Source organism: Streptomyces thermospinosisporus, from assembly GCF_039526425.1.
Lineage (GTDB): Bacteria > Actinomycetota > Actinomycetes > Streptomycetales > Streptomycetaceae > Streptomyces > Streptomyces thermocarboxydovorans.
This window is the reverse complement of record NZ_BAAAIZ010000069.1, coordinates 154,893-179,757: the sequence shown is the minus strand read 5'-3', so window position 1 is coordinate 179,757 and position 24,865 is coordinate 154,893. Positions and strand designations below refer to the sequence as shown.

At 71.1% G+C, this 24,865-nt stretch carries 16 protein-coding genes; 12 read left to right on the top strand and 4 right to left on the bottom strand.

What is annotated here, in order from left to right; genetic code table 11:
* The first annotated feature begins 367 nt into the window (after positions 1–367).
* The gene (locus ABD207_RS22800) at positions 368–1,483 is read left to right on the top strand and encodes a glycosyltransferase family 2 protein (RefSeq protein ID WP_344014966.1); all 1,116 of its coding nucleotides are present in this window, start codon (positions 368–370) and stop codon (positions 1,481–1,483) included.
* A gap of 92 nt (positions 1,484–1,575) precedes the next feature.
* Here the strand turns inward: ABD207_RS22800 and ABD207_RS22795 are convergent, their stop codons facing one another.
* Positions 1,576–5,139 (bottom strand): bifunctional glycosyltransferase/CDP-glycerol:glycerophosphate glycerophosphotransferase, encoded by a 3,564-nt coding sequence (locus ABD207_RS22795; protein WP_344014965.1) that lies wholly within the window; start codon positions 5,137–5,139, stop codon positions 1,576–1,578.
* Positions 5,140–5,165: 26 nt separating this feature from the next.
* The gene (locus ABD207_RS22790; RefSeq protein ID WP_344014964.1) at positions 5,166–7,397 is read right to left on the bottom strand and encodes a bifunctional glycosyltransferase/CDP-glycerol:glycerophosphate glycerophosphotransferase; all 2,232 of its coding nucleotides are present in this window, start codon (positions 7,395–7,397) and stop codon (positions 5,166–5,168) included.
* Positions 7,398–7,726: 329 nt separating this feature from the next.
* On the opposite strand from ABD207_RS22790, the gene galE reads away from it, so the two are divergent.
* From galE to ABD207_RS22775, 3 genes are all read left to right on the top strand, one after another.
* The gene (gene galE, locus ABD207_RS22785) at positions 7,727–8,698 is read left to right on the top strand and encodes a UDP-glucose 4-epimerase GalE (protein WP_344014972.1); all 972 of its coding nucleotides are present in this window, start codon (positions 7,727–7,729) and stop codon (positions 8,696–8,698) included.
* Between the two features lie 676 nt (positions 8,699–9,374).
* Positions 9,375–10,868: a D-ribitol-5-phosphate cytidylyltransferase gene (locus ABD207_RS22780; RefSeq protein WP_344014963.1), complete on the top strand. Its 1,494-nt coding sequence runs from the start codon at positions 9,375–9,377 to the stop codon at positions 10,866–10,868.
* 52 nt (positions 10,869–10,920) lie between these two features.
* Complete coding sequence (locus tag ABD207_RS22775) at positions 10,921–13,023, top strand: hypothetical protein (RefSeq protein ID WP_344014962.1); 2,103 nt, start codon at positions 10,921–10,923, stop codon at positions 13,021–13,023.
* 166 nt (positions 13,024–13,189) lie between these two features.
* Here ABD207_RS22775 and ABD207_RS22770 read toward each other — a convergent pair whose 3' ends face one another.
* A complete protein-coding gene (locus tag ABD207_RS22770) occupies positions 13,190–15,202 on the bottom strand; it encodes a hypothetical protein (protein ID WP_344014961.1) in 2,013 nt (670 codons plus the stop codon).
* Between the two features lie 300 nt (positions 15,203–15,502).
* Here ABD207_RS22770 and proB point away from each other — a divergent pair, with 300 nt between their 5' ends.
* The 5 genes from proB to ABD207_RS22745 all read left to right on the top strand — a co-directional run bounded on the left by proB (position 15,503) and on the right by ABD207_RS22745 (position 20,560).
* Entirely contained in the window at positions 15,503–16,693 is a 1,191-nt protein-coding gene (gene proB, locus ABD207_RS22765) for a glutamate 5-kinase (protein WP_344014960.1), read from the top strand.
* A 144-nt stretch (positions 16,694–16,837) separates the two neighbouring features.
* The gene (locus ABD207_RS22760) at positions 16,838–17,302 is read left to right on the top strand and encodes a hypothetical protein (protein ID WP_344014958.1); all 465 of its coding nucleotides are present in this window, start codon (positions 16,838–16,840) and stop codon (positions 17,300–17,302) included.
* A gap of 137 nt (positions 17,303–17,439) precedes the next feature.
* Positions 17,440–18,726, top strand: coding sequence for a glutamate-5-semialdehyde dehydrogenase (locus ABD207_RS22755; protein ID WP_344014956.1), 1,287 nt, complete (start codon positions 17,440–17,442; stop codon positions 18,724–18,726).
* 81 nt (positions 18,727–18,807) lie between these two features.
* Entirely contained in the window at positions 18,808–19,374 is a 567-nt protein-coding gene (locus ABD207_RS22750; protein WP_486388837.1) for an SCO2584 family spore wall biosynthesis protein, read from the top strand.
* Between the two features lie 112 nt (positions 19,375–19,486).
* Positions 19,487–20,560, top strand: a complete 1,074-nt coding sequence (locus ABD207_RS22745) for an SCO2583 family membrane protein (RefSeq protein WP_344014954.1) — start codon at positions 19,487–19,489, stop codon at positions 20,558–20,560.
* A gap of 109 nt (positions 20,561–20,669) precedes the next feature.
* Here the strand turns inward: ABD207_RS22745 and ABD207_RS22740 are convergent, their stop codons facing one another.
* Positions 20,670–21,758 (bottom strand): M48 family metallopeptidase, encoded by a 1,089-nt coding sequence (locus ABD207_RS22740; RefSeq protein ID WP_344014953.1) that lies wholly within the window; start codon positions 21,756–21,758, stop codon positions 20,670–20,672.
* Between the two features lie 330 nt (positions 21,759–22,088).
* On the opposite strand from ABD207_RS22740, the gene ABD207_RS22735 reads away from it, so the two are divergent.
* The 3 genes from ABD207_RS22735 (at position 22,089) to ABD207_RS22725 (ending at position 24,728) form a co-directional block, all read left to right on the top strand.
* A complete protein-coding gene (locus ABD207_RS22735; protein ID WP_167996425.1) occupies positions 22,089–22,250 on the top strand; it encodes a hypothetical protein in 162 nt (53 codons plus the stop codon).
* Between the two features lie 68 nt (positions 22,251–22,318).
* On the top strand, positions 22,319–22,957 hold the full coding sequence (gene nadD, locus ABD207_RS22730) for a nicotinate-nucleotide adenylyltransferase (RefSeq protein ID WP_167996426.1): 639 nt from the start codon (positions 22,319–22,321) through the stop codon (positions 22,955–22,957).
* Between the two features lie 16 nt (positions 22,958–22,973).
* Positions 22,974–24,728 carry an LCP family protein gene (locus tag ABD207_RS22725; RefSeq protein WP_344014952.1) on the top strand — a complete coding sequence of 585 codons (1,755 nt, stop codon included), beginning with the start codon at positions 22,974–22,976 and terminating at the stop codon, positions 24,726–24,728.
* Positions 24,729–24,865: the final 137 nt, after the last annotated feature.

Here is a 24,865-nt window from a genome sequence, read left to right as displayed (position 1 = left end):
ACCGCGGCGACCGCGGTGACCGTGCGGCGGCGGCCCAGGAACCGGCCAAGGTCGAGATCCGGCCGTACTGCACCACGGCCGCGCAACTGGCGTTCAAAACGGTCGCCGTCTAGGGCGGCCTGCTCTCCAACGACACGGCGTCGGTCACATTCGGCGGGCCGAGGCAACCCAGCTGCGTGAACACCCGTCAACTGTCGCAGCGGGGTCATCCACTGACGAATCACCGGAATCCGATCGAATGCATCGCGCTGAACGGTGACCGGCCCGCCCGGCGCACGGGAACCGACCAGCCCGTGCGCCGAGTCGAACGCCACCTTCTGCTCCGTGGGGGAAACGCATGGGCCCTGAGCCCGCATCGGATCCGATCGTGTCGGTGATCATCCCGGTCTACAACGCCGGGGACCACCTGACGGAATGCCTGCAGTCGATCGCCGGTCAGTCGATCGGTTTCGGCCATGTCGAGATCATTGCCGTGGACGACGGGTCCACGGACGGCAGCGGGGCCCTGCTCGACGAGTGGGCCCGCCGGCACCCCGGACGCGTCCGGGTCGTGCACCAGGAGAACTCCGGCGCGCCGGGCGGCCCCCGCAACCGGGCCATCGGGATGGCCACCGGGGAGTTCCTCTTCTTCGCCGACCCCGACGACTACCTCGGGGCGCAGGCCCTGGAGCGGCTGGTGGCCGCCGCCCGCCGCGACGGGGCCGATGTGGTGCTCGGCAGGATCAGGGGAGTGGGCCGCAAGGCGCCCGTCACCCCGTTCCGGAAGAACGTGCAGGGCGGTGACGTCCACACCACCCGCGCGGTGTGGAGCCTCACCGCGCACAAGCTCTTCAGGCGCTCGCTCGTCATGGAGCACGGCCTGCGCTTCGCCGAGCGGCTGCGGCTCGCGGAGGAGCAGATCTTCGTGGTGGCGGCCTATCTGCTCGCCCGGTCGGTCTCCGTGGTGGCCGACTACGACTGCTACTACCTGGTCCGCCGCGAGGGCGCCGCGCATCTGACGCAGCAGGAGCCCGAGCCCGGACCCTTCTACGCCAACGTCCGCGCCGTGCTGGACCTGGTGGCGGAGCACGTGCCGCCCGGCCGCAAGCGCGACGACCTGATCCACCGCTGGGTCGTCCTGGAGATCCTCGGCCGCTTCAACGAGCCCTTCGCCGGCCTGCCCGAGGACACCCAGGCCCTGCATGTGCGGCTCGCCGGACGGCTGCTGGACGACTACGCCTCCGACGAACTCATCGCCCGGCTGCCGCCACTGGCCCGGCTGCGCTGCCTGCTGATCCGCCAGGGGCTGGTGGAGGAGCTCGCGGCCCTCAGCACGCTCGCGCCCCGGCCCAAGGCCAAGCAGCCGCCGAAGCCGCAGCCCAAGTCCGAGCACCAGACGAAGGCCACGCCCGCGCCGCAGGCGCACGGCACGTCACGTCCCGCGCCCCGCCGCAGGACGACCGCGGCCACCCTGCGCCGGATGCGCAGGTGGCTGCGCCGCTGAAGCAACGGCGGACGAGGACCCACGACGGGATGCGACGACGAGGGGCCGGCCGGGCGAACCCGGCCGGCCCCTGTCACTCACGTGCCTGAAGCTCAGACCTCCTTGGCCTGCTCCAGCATCCGGTCCACGACCCGCTTGGAGGCGTGACCGTCGTCGAGGTCGCAGAACAGGTTCTGGAAGCGCTCGAAGCGCTCCTTGTACTGCTCGGACACCTCGTCGATGTTCCGGATCGCGGTGATCAGCTCCTCGGAGGTGGAGATCAGCGGCCCGGGGGAGTCGGCCTCGAAGTCGAAGTAGAAGCCGCGCAGCGTGTCCCGGTAGTGCTCCAGGTCGTAGGTGAAGAAGAGCATCGGCCGGCGCAGGTGGGCGTAGTCGAACATCACGGACGAGTAGTCCGTGATCATCATGTCCGCCACCAGGTAGAGCTCGGCGATGTCCGGGTACTCCGAGACGTCCCACACGAAGCCGTCGCCGGCGCCCGGCACGGCGTCCACCACGTTGGAGTGGCGGCGGATCAGCAGCACATGGTCCTCGCCCAGGCGCCTGCGGGCGTCCTCGAGGTCGATGCGCAGGTCGAACAGGTACTGGCCGGCGCTGTGCGACTGGTCGTCGCGCCAGGTCGGCGCGTACAGCACGACCTTCTTGCCCTTGGGGATGCCGAGCGTCTCGCGCACCTTCTCCGCGATCTTGTCGCGGTCCGGCGAGTAGAGGTAGTCGTTGCGCGGGTAGCCCGCCTCGAGGATCTCCCCGTCGTAGGAGAAGGCCCGCTTGAGGATCGGCGTGGAGAACCGGTTGGAGGAGACCAGCAGGCTCCAGTTCTTCGCCTCGAGCTCCAGACGGTTCTGGTACTCGCGGTCGAAGTGGAGCGTCTCGATGTCGTGGCCGATCTTCTTCAGCATGGTGCCGTGCCAGGTCTGCACGATCACCTGCCCCGGCCGGCGCTCCACCCACTCGGGCAGATGGCCGTTGGTGACGATGTACCGGGAGGTGGCCAGCGCCTCGAACCACTCACGGCCCCACATGCGCACCTTCTCGGCGGTGGGCGGCAGGACCACCTGGCCGTCGCGCACGGCCCACAGGAACTTCAGGTCGCTGCCCCGGCGCAGCAGCTCCTCGTGCATGGCGCGGGGGCTGTCGGAGTACTGCTTGCCGTTGTAGCTGAGGAAGAACACCTGGTCGCGCAGCGGCTGCCGGCGGCCGGGGTAGTACACCTCGCGGCGCAGCTGCAGCTGGCGGTACGGGCCGCGCTCCAGGTCGCTGAGCTCGGAGCGGCAGTTGAGCTGCGGGAAGTCGCTCCAGCGGTTCTCGAACCAGTAGCGGCGGCCGCCCAGTTCGGCGTGGAGCGGGAACTGGGGCAGCGCGAGCCGGTCGATGACGAACTTGGCGTCGGGCACCTCGGGGTCGGCGGAGCGCAGCACCAGGTTCCAGCGTCCGGCGCGCAGCGGCACCTGCCCGTTGCCGCCCATGACCGAGGGGTCGAAGGCCACGGTGAAGGTGCCGTCCTCGGACCAGTCGGCCTTCGCCTTGCGCTCGTCGAAGCGGTTGGTCGCCTTCAGGATCAGGTCGGCGCCCTTGAGCGCCTCGGCGGCGCGACCGCGCACGACGATCTTGCCGTTCTCCAGCGCGGTCCCGGTGAGCACGGCGTGACGCACCCGGCCGATGATCTTCAGATAGCCGTTGTGGCCGGACATCACCGCGATCTCGCGGTGGGCGCCCGCCTCGCCGAACGACTCGGGCAGGTCGAAGGAGAGATCCTCAAGGCCCTCCCGGACCACGCTGCTGAACTGGCGCTCGCTGCCGTCCGCGGCGGTGGCCAGCAGCGCCGTGCTCCAGCGGCGGCGGTCGGGCTGCGCCTGGTCGTCCACGGCGGTGGTGCCGAGGAGAGCCACGTCCGCGATCGGCACCCGGGCGCGGAACGTCGTCCGGCCGCCCTGCTGCGCCAGCTCCATGGGGTACTTGCGCACCTCGCCGCTCTTGGCGTTGTGCAGGCGGAAGGTCAGCGTCTCACCGGGCTTGAGCGGCACCCGCATCTCGCCGCTGATCTCCAGCGCGTCACCGTCCAGCCGGCGGTCGGTGATCAGGGCGCGGACCTTCTCGACGCGCAGCTTCAGCGCGCCGCGCTCCACGGAGGGCAGCAGCCGGAAGTCCTCGTCGAGCCACTGGTAGGGCGGGAAGTTCGCGGCCGAGCCGCCGCGGGCCCAGATGCCGCTGCGCCGCACCAGGCCCGAGGCGTAGACGTTGATGCCGACGTGCCACAGGCCCTCCTGCCAGCTGCCGCCCTTGCGCAGCTTGGCGGGGTCCAGCGTCAGCTCCCAGCCGGCCCAGTCGTAGTTGTAGCGCTGCTGGCCCGAGTCGGTGGTGCACTCCGGCCGGTAAACATTCTTCGCCGGCAGGAACATGCGGCGCCGGGAGCCGTCCCGCTTCAGCTGGACGATCTTGACGCTGCTGCGCTTCGTCGACATGTCGATCTTGTCGATCCAGGCGTCGCCGGACAGGTGCAGCTTGCCGTCGCGCCACTCCACCGAGCGCAGCGGGGCGCGCAGGTCCAGGTCGTTGTCGATGCGCAGCGCCTGCTTGGGCAGTTCGAAGCCGCTCTCCTCCAGCGTGCGGAAGCTGGCGTACTTGCGGAACGTGCCGGAGACCTCGATCGGCTCCCTGCGGCGCTGCGAGGCCAGCAGGGCGATCAGCTCGGGCATGGCGTGCTTGCGCACCAGCAGCCACTGGACCCGCAGATCGGCCGGCAGCGCCATGACGATCTTCGGGTCCACCATGTCGAGGTAGCGGTTGGTGGCCTCCAGGAACGCCTCGTGGAACTCGGCCGTCGCGTCCGGCACCACTCTCAGGAACAGCCGCAGGTCGTCGCGGAGCACCCGGTCGTCGTACTGGCGCTTGTACTCGGCGAACTCCTCGCCGGGCTGCTGGGCGAGGAAGTCGCTGACCATGCTGACCGCGGTGACCCGGTCGCGGATGGCCTGCGGCTCCTTGCGGCGCTGGGTGATCGAGGGGGCCGACTCGCCCTCGCGCAGCCGCCAGTAGTAGGTGGGCTCGCCGATGATGTCGACGGCCCGGGCGCGGTAGTGCGCCGGCACGACCACGGGGATGTCCTCGTGCAGGATCCCCTCGGGGAAGGAGAAGCCCTCGCGCTCCCAGAAGGTGCGCCGGAACACCTTGTTGCAGGCGATGCGGTCGGCGATCAGCTTCGGGTTCTTCGAGATGTGGGTGCGCTTGCGGGCCTCGCCGGCGAGCATCTTCAGCAGCGGCACCTGCCAGGACTTCTCGCCCTTGAGGTGGTGCACGTTGCCGGTGCAGAAGTCCGAGCCGGACTCGTCCAGGCTGGCGATCATCTGCCGGTAGGCGTCCGGCGGGATGACGTCGTCGCTGTCGACGAAGGTCAGGTACTCGGAGTCCGGGGACATGTGCGCGATGCCGGTGTTGCGGGCGGCTCCGAGCCCCGCGTTCTCCTTGCGTATGAGCTTGAAGCGCGCGTCGCGGCGTTCGTACTCGGCGGCTATGGAGGCGGAGTCGTCCGGTGAGCCGTCGTCGACCATCAGGACCTCGATGTCCTGGAACGTCTGCGCGGCGAGCGAGTCGAGGCACGCGGGCAGGTAGCGCTCGACGTTGTAGATGGGGACGACGACACTGAGCCGAGGGGCCATGTGTGTGCAGTCTCCTTTCGGGGGGTTCAGGCCCGCTCGACCAGTTCGAGCGCCTGGGCGGGAGTCGGTGCGTGGGGTCGTTCGGCGAACGGGACGAACGGCAGCATGTCCTTCTCACCCAGGAAGACGCGCCGGACCACCCTCTCGGATGCACGACCGTCGTCGAACTCACAGAAGCGACGACGGAACGCCGCGCGCCGCTCGGCGGCGTCCGGCCCGTCGTACTCGTGGGAGCCGAGCAGCCTGATCAGTTCCGCCTGCGAGGTCGCCACCACGCCGGGCGGCTCCTGCAGCAGATCGAAGTACGTTCCGCGGACCGCGGAGTAGATGTCCCAGTCGGGTGCGTAGGTGATGATCGGCCGGTCCAGGACCGCGTAGTCGAACATCGCCGAGGAGTAGTCCGTGATGAGGGCGTCCGCGGCCAGGTACAGCTCCTCCACGGGGTGGTGCCCGGAGACGTCGACGATGCGGCCGCTGCGGCGCAGCTCGGCCACGTGCGGCGAGCTGCCGTAGAAGTAGTGGCCGCGCACCATGAGCGTGACGTCCGGGCCGAGTTCGTCGGCGAGGCGGGCGAGGTCGAGGCTCGGCACGAAGCCGGGCTGGTACTCGCGGTGGGTGGGCATGTACAGGAACGCCCGGGTGCCCGCGCCGAGCCCCAGCGCGGCACGCGCCCGGCGGACGTCGGCGGCGGTGGCGTTCACCAGCACGTCGTTGCGGGGGTAGCCGGTCTCCAGGGAGGTGTAGGGGCACGGGTACACCCGCTCCCATATCGCGGTGGAGAAGCGGTTGGAGCTGAGGCTGTAGTCCCAGCGGTCGCACCGCTCGAGGAGCTTGGCGAAGTCCATGTGGGTGGAGGCCGGGTACTTCTGCTGGTCCAGGCCCATGGTCTTCAGCGGTGTGCCGTGGTGGGTCTGCACATGGATCTGGCCCTCGCGCTTGACCACGGCGTCCGCGAAGTTGACGTTGTTGACCAGGTACTTGGCGCGGGCCAGCGCCGCCCAGTACTCGCGCGAGCCGACCCGTACGAACTCCACGCCCTCGGGCACCTGGTCCACGGCGTCCGGCCGGATGGCCCACACCCGGCGGATGTGCGGGGCGAGACGGCCGAGCTCGGCGGCGATGGCCGCGGGGTTGCAGGAGACGCTGCGGCTCCAGTAGGCGGAGAACACGGCGAGGTTCTCGTCGAGCGGCAGCCGCAGCTGCGACTGGTAGAAGGCGGCCATCGCGCTGCGCCGGGACCGGGTGACCGCGGTGCGGGCCCGCTTCTTCACCGCGCGCCGCACCTTGATCGCCGCGGTGGCGCCCACCCAGGCCGCGTAGGCGTCCCGCTCCAGCAGCGCGTACTTGCGGCCGCGGCCGCCCTCCGGGCGCCGGAAGCCGGCGGGCAGGTAGGTGCGGTAGTCGGCGGCGGCGCGGTGGAAGAACTCCGCCCGCGCGTCCTGCGGCAGCCTGCCCGGGCGCTCCAGCACGGTCAGGTAGTGGTCGACCATCTTGCGGAACAGCGGCTCCCGCCACGCGTCGAGCTGCTCGCGCTCGGCGATGAAGCCGAAGACGCGGCGGTACTGGTCGAAGACGTCGAAGTGCTTGCGGCTGACCGTCTTGAGGATGTTGCCGCCCTGCCGGCGCTGCCGGTAGTGCACGCAGACCCGGTCCAGCACGGCGATGCGCTCGGCGCTGATCAGCGAGCAGTACGTCCAGGGGGCGTCCTCGTAGTACCCGGGCGGGAAGGTGAGGCCCGTGCGGTTGATGAAGTCGCGGCGGTAGGCCTTGTTCCAGACGATCTGGAGCAGCTCCAGCAGCTCCGGGCGGTCGGCGAGGCGGAAGACGTCGGGGCCCTGCTGCTTCAGCAGATGCGCGCGCTGATTGGCCAGAACCCGGTTGTCCCAGTAGGTGCGCGCATAGTCGTAGATGAGGATGTCGGGATCCCCGGTGGCCTCCAGGCGTTCGGCCACCGCCTCGAGAGCGCCCTCGGACAACGTGTCGTCGCTGTCCAGGAACAGGACGTAATCCCCTTGGGTCTTCTCCAGACCCGCATTGCGCGCGCGCCCCAGACCCACATTCTCCGTGAGGTGAATCACATGTATTCGGGCGTCGTGCTCCGCGTACCGGTCGAGTATGGAACCGGAGTCGTCCGGTGAGCAGTCGTCGACCGCTATGACCTCGAAGTCCGTGTAGCTCTGCCCGAGGATGGAGTCCAGGCACTCGGACAGGTAGCCCTGCACCTTGTACACGGGAACAACGAGAGAGAGTCTGGGCATCCTTACAACCTGTTCCGAGAACGACCACGTGCGCACGGGCTGTGAGGGCCGACCGGGCTCCCGGCGTCCAACTGCCCGGAGGAATCGGCCACGTCAGTCCATCAGCGTAAAGGATTCGCGTGAACATTCTGTGGGTGAGGTGGCCGACCTGCGACGGGTCGGCCAGTTCCTGACTTGCCCGAATTGGGGCGCCTTCCGGGTGGCGTCCCGGCCCTCGTGAGTGGTTGATCTGGTGACATTTCCTGGGGTGTGTACCATCTGCCGGACTCGATTTTCCACGGCCCGCACAAGAGGCTGCACTCAGTCAAGACGACCCTGGAGGCATGACAATGAGCTGGCTGGTCACGGGTGGGGCGGGCTACATCGGTGCGCATGTGGTGCGTGCTCTGACCGCCGGCGGCGAGTCCGTGGTCGTCTACGACGACCTGTCCACCGGAAGTGCCGACCGGGTGCCTCAGGCGGTGCCTTTCATTCAGGGCAGCGTCCTGGACCGGGAACTGCTGGAGCAGTCGATTCGTGACAAGGCTGTGACAGGCGTGGTGCATATCGCGGCCAAGAAACAGGTCGGCGAGTCCGTCGAGCGGCCGCTGCACTACTACCGGGAGAACGTCACCGGATTGCAGACCCTGCTGGAGGCGATGACCGCGGCCGGAGCCGGCAAGCTCGTCTTCTCCTCGTCCGCGGCCGTGTACGGCATGCCCGATGTGGATCTCGTCACGGAGGACACCCCGTGCGCCCCGGTCAGCCCCTACGGGGAGACCAAGCTCGTCGGGGAGTGGCTGATCAGGGCGGCGGCCAGCGCCCACGGGCTGCGCGCGGCCAGCCTGCGCTACTTCAACGTGGCCGGTGCCGCCTCGCCGGAGCTGGCCGACACCGGCGTGTTCAATCTGATCCCCATGGTCTTCGAGAGGCTCGAGGAGGGCCGGGCGCCGCGTATCTTCGGCGCCGACTACCCGACGCCCGACGGCACTTGTGTGCGCGACTACATCCACGTCGAGGACATCGCCTCCGCCCACCTGGCCGCCGCACGGCGCCTGGCGGACGTTCCCGAGGGCACGGCGCTCACCCTCAACATCGGACGTGGCGAGGGCAGTTCGGTCCGGGAGATGGTGGACCGCATCCTGAAGGTCACCGGCCACGAGCAGATGCAGCCCGAGATCACCGACCGGCGCCCCGGCGACCCGGCCCGCGTGGTGGCCTCGGCGGACCGGATCCGCCAGGAACTGAACTGGACCGCCCGGCACGGCCTGGACGAGATGATCGAGTCGGCCTGGCGGGGATGGCGCCACCGGCATCAGTGACGGTGAGAAGTCGGTAAGAGCAGCAGGCCGCAGTCATGAAGAACATGAAGAACATGAAGAGTCGGTGAGAGAAGCGAAACGGGTGAGGGCCCGCTCCGGACGACGGGGCGGGCCCTCACCCTTTGGTGACGGCTTTCCCGGCCGGGCGGGAATCGGATCCCGGTATTGCGCGGGGATTGTCCGCCCGATCTCCTCGGCGGCTTTGTCGAATCGTCCCGTCGGGTGAGTTCACGAATACCGCCCTGACTCACGCAGATTATGTGGTCCGTATAAATGTTCCCGGTGTGCGGCGGCCCCGCCCGGCACCTGCCCTCGGGATGCGGGTGACCTGGGGCTCGGCCTCTCGTTGGACCCGGTATGTTGCCGTCGCCGAGCCGGCCGCCGTGCGGCCAACCGGGTGCGCAGCCGGGCTTCCTCAGGAGCGGCCGGCGGTGCGTGGGAGCGCCGGGCACCGGGCCCCGGCGGGAGCGGCGGGCTGCGGCCGGCGAGCGGGGAGACCTCGGCCGCGGACGGCCCGGACCGCGCGACACCTGTGAATGGCGAAGTGGTAGTTGAAGATCTCCCCCTGCTGATACACCCTGAAAGGCACAAACGCTGCCATCCGCTCGCGCTCCGTCAAGTTCGGAATTTCCCGACCCATTGTCGTTCTTCATGGCAGCCCTGAGGGAGGTCGCCTGTGTCCCGCACGGACAAGCCCCGTACCACCGCAGTGATCCTGGCCGGCGGTACCGGACAGCGGGTGGGGCTGTCGATTCCCAAACAGCTGCTGAAGATCGCCGGGAAGGCGGTCATCGAGCACACCCTGAACACCTTCGAGAAAGCCGACTCGGTCGACGACATCCTCGTGCTGATGGCGCCGGGCTACGTCCCCGAGGTCGAGAAGATCGTCGCCAAGGCCGGCTTCACGAAGGTCACCAAGGTCATCGAGGGGGGCGCCACCCGCAACGAGACCACCGAACGGGCCATCGCGGAGCTGAGCGCCTCACTCGCCGACGGCGAGGACCTCAACGTCCTCTTCCACGACGCCGTACGCCCCCTGCTGTCGCAGCGGGTCATCGACGACTGCGTGGCCGCCCTGGAGCGCTACCAGGCCGTCGACGTGGCCATCCCCTCCGCGGACACCATCATCGTCACCCGCACGCACGGCGACGACGGCGAGTTCATCACCGAGATCCCGGACCGCTCCCGGCTGCGCCGCGGCCAGACCCCCCAGGCCTTCAAGCTGTCCACCATCCGCCGCGCCTACGAGATCGCCGCCGAGGACCCCAACTTCCAGGCCACGGACGACTGCACCGTGGTGCTGAAGTACCTGCCGAACGTGCCGATCCACGTCGTCGCGGGCGACGAGTACAACATGAAGGTCACCCAGCCCGTCGATGTCTTCATCGCCGACAAGCTCTTCCAGCTCGCCTCCACCGCCGCACCGGAGCAGAACGACGAGCACGTCTACCGGGAGCTGCTCACCGGCCGCACCCTGGTCGTCTTCGGCGGCTCCTACGGCATCGGCCGGGACATCGCCGACCTCGCCCGCTCCTACGGCGCCACGGTGTACGCGCTGGGCCGCTCCACCACCGGCACCCATGTGGAGAACCCCCAGGACGTCGACGAGGCCCTCGCCAAGGCCTACGCCGACACCGGGCGCATCGACTACGTCGTCAACACCGCCGGAGTGCTGCGCATCGGAAAGCTCGCCGAGACCGACAACGCCACCATCGAGGAGGCGCTGAAGGTCAACTACCTCGCCCCCGTGCAGATCGCCCGCTCCGCCCACCGCTACCTGGCCAGGACCAAGGGGCAGCTGCTGCTGTACACCTCCAGCAGCTACACCCGGGGCCGCGCCGAGTACAGCCTGTACTCCTCGACCAAGGCGGCCATCGTCAACCTCACCCAGGCCCTGTCCGACGAGTGGGCCGCCGACGGCGTCCGCGTCAACTGCATCAACCCCGAACGCACGGCCACGCCGATGCGCACCAGGGCCTTCGGGCAGGAGCCCGCGGGCACCCTGCTGTCCTCCGAGGCGGTGGCCCGCACCTCGCTGGACGTGCTGCTGTCGGAACTCACCGGCCACGTCATCGACGTGCGCCAGCAGGACCCGACGGCGGGCGCCGCCCGCGCCTCCGGCTTCGAACAGGCGCTGGCCTCGGTACTGGACCGGCAGGACGGAGTGTGATTCTTGTCTTGAACAAGCTCCGGCAACCATCCATCCCAGAGCAGGTTTATCCGTGCTGACCACCGCAATCCGTGTCGCCCGGGTGGGTACCGCCGCCGAACTCGCCGCCGCGGTCCTCATGATGCTGGGCTTCCCCTGCCTGATGCTGGCCGCGCTGCTGCCGAGCGTCCCCGCCTTCGCCGCGGCGGCCGCCGTCACCTACCTCGCGGACCACTATCTGCACCGCAAGGGCAGCTATCTGATCAGCCGGCTCAGCAAGGTCCGGGCCGGCCTGTCGATCCGCTTCCTGATCCGGCAGCTGCTGCTGATCCTGCTGCTGGCGCGGCTGTCCCTCGCGGACGACCTGCTCTACTACGGAGCCATCGCCTGCTTCATCGCCTTCTACGGCCTCCAGGCCCCGCACGGCGCGCTCACCGTGCTGATCCGCAACCGGCGCCGCATGCCGGTCGTCGCCCGCAATGTGGATCTGGCCTCGCGCATCCGCATCCCGGACGCCCCGCCGCGCTTCCTGATGCACCGCGCGGCCGAGAAGATGCTGCACCTGGACATCCCGGCGGTCGCCGGGATACTGCTGGCCGCGGCCACCGGCGAGCCCCTGACCGGCTTCGCCGGCATGGCCGTCACGATACTGCTGGGCACCCTCTACGTCGCCGCCCTGATGCCAGCCCTGCGCCCGCGGAACATCCCGCCGAGGGCCGAGACGGTCCTGGAGGCCGTCGACGACTGGCTGCGCGAGTACCGGCCCGAGACGGTGCTGTACTTCTCCGGCTCCAAGGAGTCCGCCTACCAGGTCAACATGTGGCTGGAGACCATGGAGCAGTTGGACACCCGCCCGCTGATCATCCTGCGCGAGCGGGTCATCCTGCAGAGCCTGGCGCCCACCACGGTCCCCGTCCTCTGCGTGCCCGGCGGGGTGCACCTGATGAACATGGACCTGTCCACGGTGCGGGTCGCGCTCTACGCGGCGAACGTCGGCAAGAACATCCACCTGCTGCGCGTACCCACCATGAAGCACGTCTTCATCGGCCACGGCGACAGCGACAAGCTGGCCAGCGTCAACCCGTTCAGCAAGGTCTACGACGAGGTGTGGACCGCCGGCCGGGCCGGCCGCGACCGCTACGCCGTCGCCGACGTCGGCGTCCGCGACGAGGACATCGTCGAGGTCGGCCGCCCCCAGCTGGCCCCCATCCGGCCCTGGGAGGGCGTGCCGGAGGGCCGCATGCCCACCGTCCTGTACGCGCCCACCTGGGAGGGCTGGGACGACAACCCGGGCAACACCTCGATCCTGCGGGCCGGCGAGAACATCGTGCGGCGGCTGATCACCGCCGAACCCGCGGTGCGCGTGCTGTACAAGCCGCACCCCTTCACCGGCACCCGCAGCCCCGAGGCCAAGGCCGCCCACGAGCGGATCACCGCACTGGTCGAGCAGGCCGCCGCCGAACGCGCCGCCGACCCGCGCTTCACCGCCGACGAGGAGGCCCAGGCACGGGCCAGGGCGGAACTGGCGCGGATCGAGGCGCGGCTCGCGGAGCTGACCGGCGACGCCGAGAAGGGCGACGAGGCCGAGGCGACCCGCGACGGGCTGGTCGACGTGGCCCGGCACGAGGAGATCGCCCGGCTGCGCGCCGAGTGGAACACCGCCTACTGGCGTTCCTTCCCCGACTGGGAGCACCGGGTGATCACCGGCCCCGAACCGCCGCTGTACGACTGCTTCAACGTCTCCGACGCGCTGGTCTCCGACATCTCCAGCGTGGTCTCCGACTTCATCGCGAGCGGCAAGCCGTACGCGGTGACCGACTCCGCGGAGCTGGGCGCGGAGGAGTTCAAGCGGCAGAACACCGCGGTGCGCGCGGCGGTGATCCTCAACAACAGCGCGGCCGGGCTGGACGAGCTGCTGGACGCGGTCCGCTCCCCGGAGACCGACCCGCTGGCCGGCGACCGGCGCGAGCTCAAGCGGTACCTGCTCGGCCCCGACGAGCCGCCGCCCATCGAGCAGTTCAACCACGCCGTGAAGCAACTCGCGCTGCGGGCCGAGTCGCGCAACCTCCGCCAGCGCTCCCAACTGGCCTCCACCGGACCGGAGAGCGAATTGGCGGAGGCGGTGCCGGTGCAGCGCGTGCCGGCGGCGGGGGACTCCGGCACGGACGGCGGCTGAGGCGCCGTCCGAGACCTCGCTGAGACGCCGGCTGAGACGGACCGCAGCCGCCCGCAACGGCGCTGACACGACACTGCCCGCCCCTTCGTCGGGGGCGGGCAGTCGGTCGTTGCGGAGCGCTCGGGTCAGCGGCGGCCGGCCGCGGCGGTCACCTCGGTCACTTCGGTCACGGAGTCGCCCCGGTCACCTCGGTCACCGTCTCGCGGCGCTGGCTCGGCACCGCGTTGAGCCGCCGGGCCATGCGGGTGCGGTGCGCCTCCGCGGCCTCGTACAGGTCCTGCACGGCCGCGTTGAAGCGCTCCTGGGAGGACGGCTCGGCCGGACCCAGCAGGCGCAGCTTCAGCTCCTTGCGCGCCTCGACCAGTTCGTCCTTCCCGGGGTCGCGGACCGCGGCCAGCAGACCCGGCACACCGGACGCGTCCGGGGTGAGCACCGTCGCCGCCATCACCGTCGGGAACGTGGCCCGGAACTCCGTCTCGGACAGCCCGCTGGTGTTGACCACCGCGTACGGCTTCTCGCTGGCCAGGAAGTCGCTGACCACGCTGGACACGTCGCTGATCAGCAGGTCGGCCACGTTGAAGCAGGAGTAGAGGGCGGGCCGGACGTCGGTGACGATCTGGTGCTCCCACTCCGGCAGCGACGCCCAGTACAGCTCCTCCCAGGCGGCCGTGGTCCGCTCCACCGCCTCGGCGCGGCCGGGCTCGGGGGCGGACTGCACCAGCATCCGCTCCACCTGGTCGGCGCTCGGACGGAACACGGACGTGGTGAGCCGGTCCAGCTCGGCGGTGAGCCGGTCCAGGTCCGCCGAGGGCGCCGGACGCGCCCCGGAGCGCTCACGGTTCGCGGCGCGGATCAGCTCCCGGATGCGGCGGTCCGCGGCCCCCGCCCGCGGGTCCACCGAACCGGTCAGCGGGTGCGGCTTGTACAGCAGACGCACGCCCGGGTCGGCGAGCAGCGCGCGCACCACGTTCTCGCCGGCCTCGATCACCGAGGTGTTGCCCGGGTTGCCGTCCCAGCCCTCCCAGGTGGGGGCGTACAGCACGGTGGTGTAGTAACCGGCCGGCGGGCCGGCGTAGGGGCGCACGGCGTCCAGCTGCGGACGTCCGATCTCCACCACGTCCTTGTCCTCGACGCCCACGTCGGCGAGCGCGTACCGCTCCCGCGCGGCCGGACCGGCCACCCACACCTCGTCGTAGGCCTTGGCGTACGGGTTGCAGGAGGACAGCTTGTCGCTCTCGCCGTGGTTGACGAACGTGTGCTTGATCGTGGGGATGCGCAGGACCTGGGAGGTCTTGCCGGAGTTCGAGGGGTGGATGAGGACCCGCAGCGTGGAGTGCTCCAGGCGCATCAGCGTGGCGACCTTCGGCAGGCACACGATCGGGACGTCGGTCGCCGCGATCTTCGACACCATGAAGCGCTCGCGCAGGATGATGATCGGCCGGCCGTCGAGCTTGGCGAGCGGCTCCAGCCACATGTTCGCCTGGTAGGCGGAGGAGGTGCCGCCGGAGAAGTACAGGCCGACCGTGGGCCGGTACTCGGCCAGCCAGGAGTCGAACCACTCGAGGACCGTCTGCTCGTCGGCGGGCCGCCGGCCGGGCAGCAGCCGCGACATGAGCATGCCGAGGCCCACCAGGGCGACCAGCGCCGACAGCGCCACACCCGCCGCCGCCGGGACGGCGGCGCTGGTCGCGGCCGTCGCCGTGAGCCCGGCCGTCGCGGGCAGACCGAAGACCAGCAGCCGGTGGCCGGGGCGGCGCAGCAGCGTGTGCGGGGCAGGGGAGAGCCGCAGCGCCGAGGCGTCGATGTTCCGGGTCACCACCGGCAGCGTCCGGGTGCGGCGGACCAGCACCGACACCGCCTGGATCGCGAAGTGCAGCGCGTAGAAGCCGAGCAGGCCGACCAGGACCGGGGCGTACTGCGCCTCCTTGTCCTCCTCGACCGTCCGCAGCACGGCCGCCACCAGCAGCAGGTCCCGCAGCACATGCCGGACCGTGAGGTCGGCCTGCGACTTGGCGAAGACCGACAGCAGCCCGGGCTGCCAGCGGTACAGCACCCCTTCGACCGTCAGCGACACGGCCGTCGCCGCGATCAGCAGCGGGACGTTGGGAGCGAGGGCGGCTAGCGCCTGGACGACGAAGGCGGCGGCCAGTAGCGCTGTGACGAGCGCTCGCGCCGGCATCCGGGACAGGGACGTGGGCACTGCGGTGACTCCAGGGTCGGGGGGGAATTCGTGCGACCGGTTATAACGTGCGGCGGCCACCGTACGACACGCGGGTGCCCCGGACCTCCCGCACGACCGTCGGAGCCCCGGCCGTCCCGCCCGTCTGTGACGCATTACGCATGCAGAGCGGTCAGGCGTTCGAAGCAGGGCTCAGTCGTCCGGGGACTGGACCGGTGCGCCGCACGCCACCCGCTTCGCGTAGATTGCCAGGCGAGCGACGTATCGACAATGACGTGACCCGAGGGGACGGACCGCAAGGTGGCAGGGGCAAGGCAGGCCGTGCGAGAGGCGCGCAGGATCGTCGTCAAGGTCGGCTCCTCCTCGCTGACCACTGCCAGCGGCGGCCTGGACGCCGACCGCGTCGACGCGCTCGTCGACGTGCTCGCCAAGGTGCGCAGCCAGGGTGTGCCCCGCGCCACCTCCGCCGGCGGCGACACGGGGCGCAACGGCGGACGCAACGGCGCATCGGAGCGGGAGATCGTGCTGGTCTCCTCCGGTGCCATCGCCGCCGGGCTCGCCCCGCTGGGCCTGCGCCGTCGCCCCCGGGACCTGGCCCGTCAGCAGGCCGCCGCCAGCGTCGGCCAGGGGCTGCTGGTCGCCCGCTACACCGCCTCCTTCGCCCGCTACGGGGTGCGGGTCGGCCAGGTGCTGCTCACCTCCGACGACATGAGCCGCCGCGCCCACCACCGCAACGCCTCCCGCACCCTGGACAAGCTGCTGGCGATGGGCGCGTTCCCGATCGTCAACGAGAACGACACGGTCGCCACCGACGAGATCCGCTTCGGCGACAACGACCGGCTCGCCGCCCTGGTCGCCCACCTGGTCCGCGCCGACCTGCTGGTGCTGCTCTCCGACGTCGACGGCGTCTACGACGGCGACCCGGGCAAGCCCGGCACCTCCCGGATAGCGGAGGTGCGGGGCCCCGCCGACCTCGCCCATGTCGAGATCGGCAGCGCCGGGAAGGCCGGGGTCGGCACCGGCGGAATGGTCACCAAGGTCGAGGCCGCCCGGATCGCCGCCGCGGCCGGCATCCCGGTGGTGCTGACCAGCGCCATCCACGCGGCCGACGCCCTCGGCGGCCAGGACACCGGTACCTACTTCCACCCCACCGGCCGCCGCTCCGGCGGCCGGCTGCTGTGGCTCCAGCACGCCTCCACCCCGCAGGGCGCGCTCACTCTCGACGACGGGGCGGTGCGCGCGGTGGTGCACGGCCGCAAGTCGCTGCTGCCGGCCGGCATCGCCGGAGTGGAGGGCGACTTCAGCGCCGGCGACCCGGTGGAGCTGCGGGACGGCGAGGGACGGGCGGTGGCGCGGGGACTCGTCAACTTCGACGCCAAGGAGATCCCCCTTCTGATAGGCCGCTCCACCCGCGAGCTGGCCCGCGATCTCGGACCTGCGTACGAACGGGAGGTCGTACACAGGGACGACCTGGTGGTCCTGCATCTGTAATGTGGGGAAACGTCCGACCCCGGTGGTGGACGTTCCGCAAAATCGCCCCACGATCCCTGTGCGGCCTGCTGCACTTTGACCCGAGGACGCGCCCCCGCGCGGGCGTGTCCCGTACGGCACGGGCAGCGTGAGAAGGAGGCCGACGTGAGGCGAGTGCGCCCGGGGACGACGTCCCGCGGTGGTGCCGGCTCCCGGGCGGCCGGCGAGGAACGAGGGCTCACCAGCGTCGCGACCGGCGACAGCGTCGCCGGGGGCGAGAGCGTGGACCTGCCCCGCCTGTGGCACATCACCCTCAGCGTCTCCGGCGAGCAGGCACCGCTCAAGGAGGTCCGGCGGGCCCTGGAGCAGCTCGCCCACGACCACCCCTTCCTGCTGACCAGCCGCTACGCCGACGACCACGCGGAGATCCGCTACTGGGAGGAGGCCCGCGACCTGCACGACGCGGCGGCGGTGGCGCTGCGCCTGTGGGGCGAGCACCGGCAGTCGGCGGGCCTGCCGCCCTGGGAGATCGTCGGCCTGGAGGTCATCGACCGGGCCACCTACCACCAGCGCATCGCCGAGGGGTACGGGCCGCCGCCGGCCAGCCCGGTCGGCGTGCACCCCTTCTGAGCGTTCTCGGCGCCCGCGTTCTGAGCGTTCTCGGCGCCCGCGGCGGCCGCGCGGAAGGCGGTGCCGGACGATTTCCGGAATGTCTCGGTGTGCGGGACGGACGCCATCACCGGCGCCGGCCGCACTACTCTTCCCTCATGACCACGCTCTCGCCGTTCGACTCGATGTCCCCGGTCAACCAGGCCGCCTACCGGGCCAAGGCCGCCGCCGCGACCCTCGCGCCGCTGCCGCGCGCCGTCAAGGACGACGCGCTCCTCGCCATCGCCGACGCGCTGGAGGTCCGTACCGCCGAGATCGTCGAGGCCAACGCCCAGGACGTGGCCAAGGCGCGCGAGGCCGGCACCAGCGAGGGCATGATCGACCGGCTCACGCTCACCCCCGAGCGGGTCCGCGCCATCGCCTCCGACGTGCGCGACGTGGCCGCGCTGCCCGACCCGGTCGGCGAGGTCGTCCGCGGCTCCACCCTGCCCAACGGCATCGACCTGCGGCAGGTCCGCGTCCCGCTCGGTGTCGTCGGGATCATCTACGAGGGCCGGCCCAACGTCACCGTGGACGCCGCCGCCCTGTGCCTGAAGTCCGGCAACGCCGTCCTGCTGCGCGGCTCCTCCTCCGCGTACCGGTCCAACACCGCGCTGGTGAGGGTGCTGCGGGACGCCGTGGGCGGGGCCGGGCTGCCCGCCGACGCCGTGCAGCTGGTGCCCGGCGAGAGCCGCGACAGCGTGCGCGAGCTGATGCGCGCCCGCGGCCTGGTCGACGTGCTCATCCCGCGCGGCGGCGCCTCGCTGATCAACACCGTGGTGCAGGAGTCCACCGTCCCGGTGATCGAGACCGGCACCGGCAACTGCCACGTCTACGTCGACGCCCAGGCCGACATCGACATGGCCGTGGAGATCCTGGTCAACTCCAAGGCCCAGCGGGTCGGCGTCTGCAACGCCGCCGAGACCCTCCTGGTCCACCAGGACATCGCGGCCGCGTTCCTGCCGCGCGCCCTGGACGCCCTGGCCGAGGCCGGGGTCACCGTGCACGCCGACGAGCGGGTCATGGCGTACGCCAAGGATTCCAAGGCCACCGTCGTCGAGGCGACGGCCGAGGACTGGGAGACCGAGTACCTCTCCTACGACATCGCCGCCGCCGTGGTCGACTCGCTCGACAAGGCCGTGGAGCACATCCGGCTGTGGACCTCCGGGCACACCGAGGCCATCGTCACCAGCTCCCAGGCCGCCGCCCGCCGGTTCACCCAGTTGGTGGATTCCACCACCGTCGCCGTGAACGCCTCCACCCGCTTCACCGACGGCGGCCAGTTCGGCTTCGGCGCGGAGATCGGCATCTCCACCCAGAAGCTGCACGCCCGCGGCCCCATGGGCCTGCCCGAGCTGACCAGCACCAAGTACATCGTGACCGGCGACGGGCACACCCGGCGCTGAGCGTCCCGGCACCCCGCCGGAGCGCCGGACGAATTTCCATACCGTCTGCCCAAATTGACCCCCCAGGTCTACTCTGGATCCGTGCCGGAGGACGTGGGGGGCACGCCGTTCCCTGACGGCTGGGAGCCCGACGACGACCACGACCGCGGGGTGTCGGACGAAGAGTTCGCCTCCGTGGTCTTCGACGAGGCCTTCGTACGTGCGGCCACGGTGCACGAGCCGACCGCCGTCGAGCGCCTCCTGGCCGCGGCGCAGGCCAGAGCCGAGGCCGCCGAGGCGGAGGCCCACCGCGCCCGCGCCGGAGGCGAGCGCTACGACGACGGCTACGGCCGCTACCGGGCCGGACCCGACCCCGACGACGACGAGGACGAGGACCTCGACGTCCTGGAGGACGGCTACGGCCACCCGGGCCCGTACGGCAGACAGGTGCGCTGGCACCGGCCGGTCGCCTGGGTGCTCGCCCTGATGATGGGCATCGGCATGGTGGCGCTCGCCTTCTCGGCGGTCTACCGCGGCGCCTCCTCCGGCCGCGAGGAGCAGGTGCCGCCGCCCGCCACCACCGAGCCGGCCCAGGGCGGCACGGTGGTGCCGTCGGCGTCCGCCGACCACTCTTCGCCGACCGTGCCGGTGATCCCGCCCAGCCCCTGACGCAGGCCTTGCGGGCACCCCGGGCCGGGGGCGCTGTTCTTGGTGAGAACCTGTCAGAACTTGTCGCCCGGCGGGGCGTTTACCCGGCGTCCCGCAGACCTACCCTGAAGATATGGAAGGGCCTGCGGACCCACCCGAGGGGACCCCCGAGGGCACCCCTAGAGGTGGCGAGGACGAGTACCGGTCCGTCGTCTTCGACGAGTCCTTCGTCCGTGCTGCCCGCCTCCAGGAGTACTCCGCCCAGGAACGCATCACCGACCACGCTCCCGCAGTCCGGCGGCGCCCGCCACTGCGCCGGGCCGGACTCTCCCGGCAGGCGCTGGTCCTCGTCGTGCTGATCGCCCTCGCCTTCGGCACCGCCCTCTACATGGGCATACGCCACCCCTACGAGAGCCCCACCGCACGGGAGCCTGCCGAGCCGCTGCGGATGTCGGTGGTGCCGCTCGCCCCCGAGGGCAAGGTGCCCGGCCACTCCGACGTCGAACACCTGTACACCAGCAGTCCCGCGGCCCAGTTCCGCATCGGCGCCGAGGGCGTCCCGCTGCCCGCCTCGCGGCGTACCGCGCACTTCTCCGAGAGCCAGGTGGTCTCCGCGCTGACCACGGCGAAGGACTACATCGTCCGCTCCTCGCTCGACCCCGAGGTGCTCACCGGCCGCGCGACCCGCTCGGTGCGGGTGCTGCTCGACCCCGACCAGCTGGACCAGTTCGACCGGAGCATCACCCGGCCCGCCGCCGACGGCCGGCACGCGCTCACCGGGTGGCTGGTCCGCTTCGACCCCGCCCAGGCGCAGCTGGCCGACCGCAAGGTGCGCGTCCAGGGCACCCTCCAGGCCACCGAGGCCGACTCCTCCACCCTGGAGGTCCTCTCCGACCACACCTTCGTCTACGCGCTGCGCCCGGCCGGCGCCGACCGTGACGCGCGGGCGTCGCTGTTCACCGTCCGGCGCGAGCTGCACTTCCGCTTCGACCGCGAGGACCTGCGGCTGCGCCAGGCCCAGCTGGTCGCCTCGCACGTCCAGGCCGGCCCGCTGTCCTGCGCCGAGGACTCCGCCGCCCGGCTGCGCCCGCTGCTCGCCGGCCAGACGGCCGACCAGGGCGGCCCGGCCGGCACCGACCCGTACGTCACCGGCAGCACGCCCGCCCTGTGCGGCGCACTGGCACCGGCGGCCCAGCCGAAGCCCTGAAGGACCGAGCTGTGACGGACAGCCCTGAAGGACCGAGCTGTGACGGACAGCCCTGACGGACCGAGCCGTGACGGATGGCAACGGGCGGCCGAGGTGACCGGCCGCGGGCTCAGTCGTCGTCGCGGGGCGGCTGCTCGTCCTTGGGCCGGGGCGGCTTGGGCGAGGCGAACCCGCTGAAGCCGCGCCGGACCCGTTCGCCCAGGTCACCGGCGCCGCCCGCGATGTCGTTGACCAGCTTCATCAGCGGGTCCTTGGAGGTCTTCACCTCGTCCGCGTACGAGCCGGCCGACTCCCGCCAGGAGTCCCGCACCGAGGCGTCCCTGTCCTCGTCGCGGCGCGGGTAGTGGCCGTCCATGAGCCGCTGGTAGTCGCGGGAGGCCGCCCACTTCTTCAGCTCCGCCGCCCGCACGGTGGTGAACGGGTGGGAGCGGGGCAGCACATTGAGGATCTTCAGCACGGAGTCGCGCAGATCGCCGCCGGCCTCGTACTCCTCGGCCTGCTCCAGGAAGGCGTCCACGTTCATCTCGTGCAGATGGTTGCCGCCGGCGATCTTCATCAGGCCGCGCATGGAGGCCTGCACGTCCTGGCCGACCAGCAGCCCGGCGCGGTCCGCGGACAGCTCCGACTTGCGGAACCACTCCCGCAGCGCCGTCACGATCGCCATGATCGCGAAGTTGCCCAGCGGGATCCACGCCACCCGGACCGCGAGCGAGGTCAGGAACAGCAGGATCGTGCGGTAGACGGCGTGCCCGGACAGCGCGTGCCCGACCTCGTGGCCGACGACCGCCCGCATCTCCTCCTCGTCGAGCAGCTCCACCAGGCCCGTGGTGACCACGATGATCGGCTCGTCCATGCCGATGCACATCGCGTTCGGGTTGGGGTCCTGCTTGACGTACATCGGCGGGACCTTCTCCAGGTCCAGGATGTAGCAGGCGTCCCGCAGCATGTCGTTCAGATGGGCGAACTGGCGGTCCGAGACGCGCACCGAGTCCGACAGGAACAGCAGCCGCAGACTGCGCTCCGGCAGCAGGCCGCTCAGCGCCTTGAAGACCGTGTCGAAGCCACTGAGCTTGCGCAGCGCCACCAGGGCGGAGCGGTCGGCCGGATGCTCGTACGCACGTGAGGAGATCCCGGGGAAGCGCCTGCGCTGCCTGCCCGGCACGTGCTCGTGCCCGTTGTGCTGGTGGCCGTCGGACATGTTTCCCCCAAGTGCGTCGGGTGGCCCCGGGTTCCTGCGTGCGCTGCCGTGCTCCCCGGGCCGAGGCCCAGCCTAGGCGGGTTTACCGTGGACGGGCAGTACGGTGCCGGACCTGCCAAGGAGACCCAGGTGATCAGGATCGCCCTCGTCGTGATGCTGGTGGGCTGTGCGCTCACCGCGTGGTTCCTGCTCCGCGGTTACAGGCAGAAGGACGACTGAGAGCGCGCGAAGGTTGCCGCGAGCGCGGAGTCGGCGTGATCGCCGCGAAGGCGCCCGCTTACGATGAGCCGACGTCTTTATCCCGCCCACACGCGATAGGTCCTGCCGAAGATGAGCTTCCACAGCACCGCTGCCCAGTTGGTCACCCTCGCCTCCGAGGGCGGAGAGGGCGGCAACCACGAGAGCCTCAGCCCCTACCTCACCGGTGGCGGCGCCCTGTTCGCCCTGCTGCTCCTGCTGTGGATCACCACCCGCTTCAACCGCGACCGCTGAGCCCGTCGCGGGCGGCCAGGGGAACTGGTGACCGAGGCCCGCAGGCCGGGCCGGTAGGGTCTGCACGCATGGGACAGCAGGACATGCCTACCGGCCCCGGCTGCGGCCCCGTGAGGTCGGGCAAGCGCCGCCTCGGTGTCATGGGCGGCACCTTCGACCCGATCCACCACGGGCACCTGGTGGCGGCCAGCGAGGTCGCCGCCCAGTTCCACCTGGACGAGGTGGTCTTCGTCCCCACCGGCCAGCCGTGGCAGAAGAGCCACCGCTCGGTGTCCCCGGCCGAGGACCGCTACCTGATGACGGTGATCGCCACCGCCGAGAACCCGCAGTTCTCGGTGAGCCGCATCGACATCGACCGCGGCGGCCCCACCTACACCGTGGACACGCTGCGCGACCTGCGCGCGCTCAACCCGGACACCGACCTGTTCTTCATCACCGGTGCCGACGCGCTCGCCCAGATCCTGACCTGGCGCGACAGCGAGGAGCTGTTCTCCCTGGCGCACTTCATCGGCGTCACCCGGCCCGGTCACCACCTCAGCGACCCCGGGCTGCCGGAGGGCGGGGTCACCCTGGTCGAGGTTCCGGCCCTCGCCATCTCCTCCACGGACTGCCGTGCGAGAGTCGCCAAGGGAGCACCCGTCTGGTATCTGGTGCCGGACGGAGTCGTGCGCTACATCGCCAAGCGAGCGCTGTATCGCGGCGAGTGAGCCGAGAGGGGCAGCGGTGAACGACCGATACGACGCGGGCTACGGGACCGACGGGTCCGCCCCGTACGAGCTCGTCGGCTACGACGAGTACGGCCGGCCTGTGTACCGGCAGGCCCCGCCCCAGCAGGTCCACGACCCCTACCAGCAGCACGGACAGCAGGGGTACGGCTACGACCCGTACGCCACCGGAGCCGGTCAGCCCGGGACCGGCTACGCCCCCCAGAGCGGCTACGACCCGTCGTCGTACCCGCCCGACCCGTCGGGCCAGTCCCAAGGCGGCTACGGCGGCTACGACCCCTACGGCACCGCTCAGCAGCCGCAGCAGCCCCGGCAGCCGCACATCCCCGCCCAGACCCCGCCGCACGCCGCCCAGCCCCCGCAGGGCCCGTACGACCCGTACGGCGGCCCCCAGACCGCGCACATCCCGCACCAGCCCGGGCCCGTCGACGGGGAGCCCTCCGCCCCCGGCGAGCCGGACCGGTCCGCGGAGCCGGAGCGCGAGTACCGCACGGAGCAGTTCGCCTTCGTCGAGGACCCGGACGACGCCTCCGAGGACGTCATCGACTGGCTGAAGTTCACCGAGAACCGCACCGAGCGCCGCGAGGAGGCCCGCCGCCGCGCCCGCAGCCGGCTCATCGCCCTCGCCGTGGTGTTCGCCCTGGTCGCCACCGGCGGTGTGGGCTACCTCTGGTACGCCGGGAAGCTGCCCGGCCTGTCCGGCTCCGGCGGCGGCACGGGCACCACGACCGCCGCCGGGGCGCAGAAGCGCGACGTGATCGTGGTGCATCTGCACGACACCAAGAAGGGCGGCACGAGCACCGCGCTGCTGGTGGACAACACCACCACCAAGCAGGGCACCACCGTGCTGGTGCCCAACTCGCTGGCGCTGACGGATGAGGACGGCACCACCACCACGCTCGCCAAGTCCGTCGAGGACGACGGCTCCGAGGCCACCCGGACCGCCCTGGACACGGTCCTCGGCACCGAGATCGAGGGCACCTGGCGGCTGGACACGCCGTTCCTGCTCACCCTCGTGGACCTGGTCGGCAACATCGAGATCGACACCGACACCGACGTGCCCGACCCGGACGCCAAGAAGAAGGGCCAGACCCCGCTGGTGCGCAAGGGGGAGAAGCAGACCCTCAGCGGCAAGATGGCCGTCGCCTACGCCACCTACCGCGCACCCGGCGAGTCCTCCGACGCCCAGCTCAAGCGCTTCGGGCAGGTCATGCACGGGGTGCTGCGCAAGATGACCTCCGACCCGGACGCCGCCACGACCACCGTGCAGACCCTGGGGCAGATCATCGAGCCGCCCCTGACCGACGCCGACCTCGGCTCCTTCCTCGCCCGGCTCTCCGACCTCGCCAAGGGCGGCGACCACAGGACCACCATGCTGCCGGTGCAGCAGGACGGCACCATCAGCGCCCGGGCGAGCGACGGCGTGGTCAAGAAGATCCTCGGCGGCACCGCCAAGAGCCCCGACAAGGACGCCGCCGTCAGCGTCAGCGTGCGCAACGCCACAGGGGTGAAGGACAACACCGAGAAGGCCCGGGTGACGCTCCTCAACGGCGGCTTCACCTTCCTGGAGGGCGGCACCACCGGCGCCGCGGCGGCGTCCAAGGTCGTCTACGCCCAGGCCGCCGACAAGGAGCACGCCACCGAGGTCGCCAAGACACTGGGCCTGCCCGCGGGCTCCGTCACCAAGGGCGAGGTCTCGGCCGGCGCCAGGGTGTCGGTCGTCCTGGGCCAGGACTACGACCCCGGCTCGTAGGCCTCCGGGCGGCGGCGCGCCTCGTGGTGCTCCGGGGCTGCGCGCCTCGTGGTGCTCCGGCCGGCGGTGACCGGTGACACGGGGGTGGTCCCGCCGGCGGTCAGCGGTAATGCGTCAGGTGCCCTGGCCGGTCCGTG

Excerpts from the sequence above, each read along its gene's own strand:
- ABD207_RS22795 (WP_344014965.1), bottom strand. The coding sequence starts at position 5,139 with ATGGCCCCTCGGCTCAGTGTCGTCGTCCCCATCTACAACGTCGAGCGC.
- ABD207_RS22790 (WP_344014964.1), bottom strand. The coding sequence starts at position 7,397 with ATGCCCAGACTCTCTCTCGTTGTTCCCGTGTACAAGGTGCAGGGCTAC.
- ABD207_RS22755 (WP_344014956.1), top strand. The coding sequence starts at position 17,440 with ATGACCACGCTCTCGCCGTTCGACTCGATGTCCCCGGTCAACCAGGCC.
- ABD207_RS22740 (WP_344014953.1), bottom strand. The coding sequence starts at position 21,758 with ATGTCCGACGGCCACCAGCACAACGGGCACGAGCACGTGCCGGGCAGG.
- ABD207_RS22770 (WP_344014961.1), bottom strand. The coding sequence starts at position 15,202 with ATGCCGGCGCGAGCGCTCGTCACAGCGCTACTGGCCGCCGCCTTCGTC.
- ABD207_RS22735 (WP_167996425.1), top strand. The coding sequence starts at position 22,089 with ATGAGCTTCCACAGCACCGCTGCCCAGTTGGTCACCCTCGCCTCCGAG.
- ABD207_RS22745 (WP_344014954.1), top strand. The coding sequence starts at position 19,487 with ATGGAAGGGCCTGCGGACCCACCCGAGGGGACCCCCGAGGGCACCCCT.
- nadD (WP_167996426.1), top strand. The coding sequence starts at position 22,319 with ATGGGACAGCAGGACATGCCTACCGGCCCCGGCTGCGGCCCCGTGAGG.
- galE (WP_344014972.1), top strand. The coding sequence starts at position 7,727 with ATGAGCTGGCTGGTCACGGGTGGGGCGGGCTACATCGGTGCGCATGTG.